The organism is Burkholderia sp. E168m22 (assembly GCF_001319805.1).
Lineage (GTDB): Bacteria > Pseudomonadota > Gammaproteobacteria > Burkholderiales > Burkholderiaceae > Burkholderia > Burkholderia orbicola.
This window is the reverse complement of record NZ_BBSK01000172.1, coordinates 1-1271: the sequence shown is the minus strand read 5'-3', so window position 1 is coordinate 1271 and position 1271 is coordinate 1. Positions and strand designations below refer to the sequence as shown.

Sequence of the window (1271 nt, the reverse complement as noted above, 5' to 3'; positions counted from 1 at the left end):
TCACCGAACCGAGTGCGCCGGTCAGCGCGCCGGCCGGATTACCGCCCGGCAGTGCGTTCTGCAAACCGTTGACGAGGTTCGTGATCGGCGTGATCGGGCTGCCGCCGCCTGCACCCGACAGCGTGCCGACGACCTGGTTCACGACGCCCTGCACCGGCGCCAGCGGGTTCGCGCCGCTGAGCGCGCCCGTCACCGAGTTCAGTGCGTTCGTCAGCGCACCCGCAGGATCGCCGTTGCCCAGCGTGCCGGCGAGTTGCGTCACGACGCCTTGCACCGGCGCGAGCGGGCTGCCTGCACCGCCGACGTTGCCCAGCGCGCCGGTGATCGTGTTGACCGCGTTGCTCAGTGCGCCGGTCGGGTTGCCGCTGCCGAGCGTGCCCGTGACCTGGTTCACGACGTTCTGGATCGGGGTGATCGGGTTCGCGCCGCCGCCGAGGTTGCCCAGGGCGCCGGTTACGGTGCCGAGGGCGCCGGTCAGTGCGCCAGCGGGGTTGCCACCGCCGATGCCGCCCAATGCGCCCGTCACCGTGCCGAGGGCGCCGGTCAAGGCGCCAGCCGGATTGCCGCCGCCAACGCCACCCAGTGCACCCGTCACCGTGCCGAGTGCGCCAGTCAATGCGCCGGCCGGGTTGTCACCGCCAACGCCACCCAGTGCGCTGGTCACCGTGCCGAGTGCGCCGGTCAATGCGCCGGTCGGGTTACCGCCACCAACACCGCCCAATGCGCCCGTCACCGTGCCGAGTGCGCCGGTCAATGCGCCGGTCGGGTTACCGCCGCCAACACCACCCAATGCGCCCGTCACCGTGCCGAGCGCGCCGGTCAAGGCGCCGGCCGGATTACCGCCGCCAAGCGCGCCCGTAACGCCATTCACTACGCCTTGCACCGGCGCCAGCGGGTTCGAGCCGCTGCCGAGGTTACCCAGCGCCCCCGTGACCGTACCAACGACGCCGGTGAGTGCACCGGCCGGATCGCCACCGCCGATCGTCCCCGTGAGCCCGTTCACGACACCCTGAACCGCTGCCAGCGGGTTCGAGCCACCGCCCAGATTGCCGAGCGCGCCGGTAACCGTACCTACGGCACCGCTCAGCGCACCTGCCGGATTGCCGCCACCGAGCGCACCTGTTACCTGACTCACGACACCTTGTACGGGCGCCAGCGGGTTCGAGCCACCGCCGATGCCGCCCAGTGCGCCGGTAACCGTACCCACGGCACCGCTCAGCGCACCTGCCGGATTACCGCCACCGAGCGCACCCGTTACCTGATTTACGACG

The 1271-nt window shown here is 71.4% G+C and carries 1 protein-coding gene; it reads right to left on the bottom strand.

All coding sequences use genetic code 11. The features are described 5' to 3' along the window. The coding region (locus AP428_RS34255; RefSeq protein WP_374755426.1) for a beta strand repeat-containing protein at window positions 1-1271 on the bottom strand (1271 nt) is incomplete at both ends.